This is a genomic window from Streptomyces sp. NPDC058964 (genome assembly GCF_042741275.1).
Taxonomy (GTDB): domain Bacteria; phylum Actinomycetota; class Actinomycetes; order Streptomycetales; family Streptomycetaceae; genus Streptomyces.
Map to the genome: position 1 here is coordinate 1 of NZ_JBHYKH010000789.1, position 2,794 is coordinate 2,794.

The 2,794-nt window shown below is 72.3% G+C and carries 3 protein-coding genes; all 3 read left to right on the forward strand.

The genetic code is table 11. The annotated features are described in order from the left end of the window. The coding region (locus tag ACFW2E_RS44740; RefSeq protein WP_384477318.1) for a lipid II flippase MurJ at positions 1-651 on the forward strand (651 nt) is incomplete at its 5' end. Between the two features lie 84 nt (positions 652-735). After that, on the forward strand, positions 736-1,416 hold the full coding sequence (locus tag ACFW2E_RS44745) for a response regulator (protein ID WP_384477321.1): 681 nt from the start codon (positions 736-738) through the stop codon (positions 1,414-1,416). Between the two features lie 7 nt (positions 1,417-1,423). After that, positions 1,424-2,794: sensor histidine kinase (locus tag ACFW2E_RS44750; protein ID WP_384477324.1), on the forward strand; the 1,371-nt coding region annotated here is incomplete at its 3' end.

Genomic DNA, 2,794 nt, shown 5'->3' on the forward strand with positions numbered 1-2,794 from the left:
CGCCAGCGGCTCCCCAGCGACAACGCCGTCGTGACCGCAGAGTGCGTGATCATCGCGCTGGCCGAGCCGGTCATGGCGCTCGCCTTCCAGTACGGCAGGACGAGCGCGGACGACATCGCCGTCATGGCGGGGGCGCTGGCGGCCTTCGCGCCGGGGCTGATCGCCTTCTCCGGCCAGTACGTCCTCTCCCGCGCCTTCTACGCACTCTCCGACACCCGCACACCGTTTCTGCTGAACCTGGTGATCGCCGCGCTCAACGCGGGTCTCTCCGCGACGGCCTGTGCGCTGCTGCCCGCGCGCTGGGCGGTGACCGGCATGGCCGGAGCGTACTCGGTGGCGCTCTTCGTGGGCTGGGCGGTCACCGCGTACGTGCTGGACCGCAGGCTCCCGCCGGGCCCCGGCCCGCGGCGCGCGCCATGGCGCTCCCCGACGGCGGGCGCACTGGCCAGGCTGCTGCTGGCCGCACTCCCGGCCGTCCCGCTCGGACACCTCGCGGCCGGATGCGCGGCGCCGCTCGGCCCCCTCGCTGCGCTGACCGCGGGCTCGGCGGCGATCGCGGCGGCGTTCGCGCTGCTGGCCCGTCCGCTGCGCCTCGCCGAACTCACGTCCGCCCTGGGCGCGTTGCCCCGCGCACTGCGCCGCCGGGCGTGACGCGGACGCCGGACACCCCGGTCCGAGGGGCCCGAGGTGTCCATCCGCTTGATCAACTTACTCGTAGGGAGGAATACTCCGCGCATGCCACGTGTCCTGCTCATCGAAGACGACCCCGCTGTCCGCGAGGGCATCGAGCTCGGTCTGCGCCGTCGCGGGCACGCGGTCCGCACCGCGCACACCGGGGAGGCCGGACTGGCCGCCATCGGTGACTTCCGCCCCGACATCCTGCTCCTCGACCTCATGCTGCCCGGGATGAACGGTGTCCAGGTGTGCCGCCAGGTACGCGAGACCGGCCAGCTCCCGATCATCATGCTCACCGCCCGCGGCGACGACTTCGACGTCGTGGTCGGGCTGGAGGCCGGGGCCGACGACTACATCGTCAAGCCCGCCCGCACCGAGGTGATCGAGGCCCGCATCAGGGCCGTACTGCGGCGGATCGAGGAGCCCGGCGGACGCTCGCCCGTGGAGTTCCACGGCGATCTCGCGATCGACCGGGCCGGACTGAACGTCGCCAAGGCGGGCGAACGCGTGCCGCTCGCCCCCTCCGAACTCAAGCTCCTGCTCTACCTGACCGCCGCACCCGAGCAGGTCTTCAGCCGGCAGCAGCTGCTCGAACAGGTATGGGAGCACAGCTACCACGGCGACGCCCGCCTGGTCGACGCCTGTGTACGGCGGCTGCGCAACAAGATCGAGGACGTGCCGGGCAGTCCCCGCTACATCCAGACGATGCGGGGCTTCGGCTACCGCTTCGGACCGCTGTGAGCCCGCGGTGAGCCGCCGAAAGGCCCGCATCGGGCTGCGCACCCGACTGGTGCTCGCGTTCCTGCTGGTCGCCGCCGTCGGCTCCGGAACCACCGCGGTCCTCGTCTACCGCGAGGCGCGCACGGCCATCCTCGAGCAGGCCCAGGACACGGCGGTCTCCTCCTTCCGCGACCGGGTCCAGGAGATGGGCACACCGCTGCCCGTCGAACCCAAGTCCTTGCAGGAGCAGTTGCGCCTGCTCGCCCGGCAGGGCAAGCCACACCCCTGGGTGGTGTTCGCCGAGTACGGATCGGTCCGGGTCTCCTCCGGCACCAGGCCGGAATCGACCGTGATCACCCCCGAACTGCGCCGTGCCGCGCTCGCCCGTCCCCGCGGCAGCTTCCAGCGGGTCGTCAAGGGGTCCCAGCCGTGGCTGACCATCGCGGTCCCGACCGTGTTCCGGGCCGGGAAGACGGTACGCCCCACCGGGATGGTGCTGTACGCCGTGATGCCGCTGACCGACGAGGAGGCCAATGTCCGGGCCATGGTCACCGCGGCGCGCGACGGAGCCCTCCCGGGCCTCGCCGTGGCACTGGTGCCCGCACTGCTGTCGGCGCGCAGCGTACTGCGCCCGGTCCGCGACCTGCGGAAGGCGGCGCGGAGCATGGGCAGCGGCCAACTCGACACCCGGATCCAGGTGAAGGGCAGCGACGAACTCGCCGACCTGGCACGGACCTTCAACGAGACCGCCGTCGAACTGGAGCGGACCGTCGGCGAACTCCGTGAGGCCGAGGCACGCGCCCGCCGCTTCGCCTCCGACGTCTCCCACGAACTGCGCACTCCGCTCGCCGGGATGCTGGCGGTGACCGAGGTCCTCGACGAGGACGCGGCCCGGCTCGCCCCCGACACCGCGGCCGCCGTACGGCTGATCAGCGCGGAGACGGGCAAACTGGCCGTACTCGTCGAGGACTTGATGGAGATGTCCCGATTCGACGCCCGGGCGGCCGAGCTGAACACCGACGAGGTCGACGTCGCCCAGACCATCCGCAAGACCCTGACGAGCCGCCACTGGAACGACCCCGAACAGGTCGCCACCGACCTGCCCGAGGGGATCCGCGCCCGGCTCGACCCCCGGCGCTTCGACATCGTCGTCGCCAATCTGGTGGGCAACGCGCTACGGCACGGAAGCGCGCCCGCCCGGGTACGGCTGCGCGTGCTGACCTCCGGCGCCAAGGAGGCGGACCTGCTCGTCGTCGAGGTGACGGACAGCGGTCCAGGCATTCCCCCGGACGCGCTGCCGCACATATTCGACCGGTTCTACAAGGCCGACGCGGCCCGCAGCCGGTCGACGGGCAGCGGTCTCGGCCTCGCCATCACCCTGGAGAACGTGCGCCTGCAC